The 1,877-nt window shown below is 31.2% G+C and carries 2 protein-coding genes; both read right to left on the bottom strand.

The features are described from left to right. Positions 1-666 (bottom strand): 16S rRNA (uracil(1498)-N(3))-methyltransferase (locus Q0370_RS05340; RefSeq protein WP_299573075.1); only part of this gene is annotated, 666 nt, incomplete at its 3' end. 128 nt (positions 667-794) lie between these two features. Next, a complete protein-coding gene (gene ruvB / locus Q0370_RS05335; protein ID WP_299573072.1) occupies positions 795-1,805 on the bottom strand; it encodes a Holliday junction branch migration DNA helicase RuvB in 1,011 nt (336 codons plus the stop codon). Positions 1,806-1,877 lie beyond the last annotated feature (72 nt).

Raw genomic sequence — 1,877 nt, 5'->3', positions numbered from 1 at the left:
TTCTGCTCTTAAAATACGTTTTCCTAGGCTAATTTCTATTGCCTTGTTTTCTTTTAAAAAATTAACTTCCTCTTGGGTAATCCCACCTTCTGGACCAATTATGTATAAAATATTTTCATCTTCTTTTTTTATTATTTCTGGCAAAGATTTTGATTCATCGCTATTTTCATAAGCAAATATTATTTTATCGTATTTAGAATATTCAATTTCTGCAAGTTTTTTCACAGGCATAATTTCAGTAAATTTTATTCCTCTGCACTGTTTTAGTGTTTCTCTTACAACTATGTCCCATTTTTCTTTTTTTTCATTAATTTTTACAACAACTCGTTCAGTTTTTAACGGAATTATGCTATTTACACCTATTTCCGTCAGTTTTTGTATTGCCAGATTCATTTTATCATTTTTCAAAATTCCCATTGCAACATCAATATTTACATTTAAAGAGTAGCTGTCTTCTTTTTTTTCCAATATTTTTACAACAACTTCTTTTTTGGAGATTGCAATAATTTTTGTAAAATACTCATATTCACCATCAATTATCCTTAATTTATCGCCCATATTTAGACGATAAACGTTTTGGATATGATTACAGTCTGATTTATCTTTTATCAGAATCTTTCCATTATTTTCATCAATATTTTCTTTTTCCGCTATTACTGTCAACAACAGTTTTTCACCTCATTTTTTTACTTTTTATCATATTTTAGCCCTATCTACATAAAAATTTTAAAGATTTGAGCAGACAAAAATAATCATAAATTTTAAGTCTTGTTTCAAAATAATATTATCACATTTTATTCTTTTTCACTAAATATTTTTTCAATTCCTAAATGCTTATAGCCAAATTCGGTTACAACTCTACCACGTGGTGTTCTTTTTATAAACCCTATTTTTACCAAATATGGCTCATAAACTTCTTCTATCGTTCGTCTGTCTTCCCCAAGTAAAAGTGACAATGTTTCAATTCCAACAGGTCCTCCATTATACACATTTATAATTGAAAGCAGAATATTTCTATCTAATTCATCAAGTCCGTTATCATCTACTCCCAAAAGCCTCAAAATACCATCAACGCTTTCTTTTTCCAAAACACCCGAACCTTCCACCAATGCAAAGTCCCTTGCTCTTTTTAAAAGCCTGTTTGCAATTCTAGGAGTTCCTCTGCTTCTTTTAGCGATTTCTGTAATTCCTTTTTCGTCATACGAAATATTAAGAATATTTGCTCCTCTTCGTATAATTTCTTTCAATTCTTCTAATTGATAGTACTCCATCCTATGAGTAACTCCAAATCTGTCTCTAAGCGGTGTACTTAACTGCCCTGCTCTCGTAGTTGCTCCAATTAATGTAAATTGTGGCAATTCTACACGGATACTTCTTGCAGACGGCCCTTTTCCAATAAGAATATCCAGTTCCCCATCTTCCATCGCAGGATACAAAATTTCCTCTACCGATGTATTCAATCTATGAATCTCATCAATAAACAAAATATCATTTTCCTCCAAAGAAGTCAAAATAGCCGCTAAATCTCCCGCTTTCTCCAGTACAGGTCCTGTCGTTATCTTCAAGTTCACTCCCATTTCTGTGGCAATAACTCCTGCAAGCGTAGTTTTTCCCAATCCTGGAGGTCCGTACAATAAAATATGATCAAGCGATTCATTTCTCATTTTAGCAGCTTTTATAAATATATTCATTTTTTCTTTCAAATCTTGCTGACCAATATATTCCTTAAAAGTTTTTGGCCGTAAACTTCTTTGAATATTGTCCTCTCCTAATTCCTTAGGTTCCAATATTCTCTCTTCATTCATTCTTTCTCCTCGATATTTCTTCTTTATTTCTTTATCTAAACTTTCTCTATTTCATAAATTAATTCTTTAAAT

The sequence above is a fragment of the uncultured Leptotrichia sp. genome (assembly GCF_938036635.1).
GTDB classification, from domain to species: Bacteria; Fusobacteriota; Fusobacteriia; order Fusobacteriales; family Leptotrichiaceae; genus Leptotrichia; species Leptotrichia hongkongensis.
This window is presented reverse-complemented; position numbering and strand designations above follow the sequence as displayed.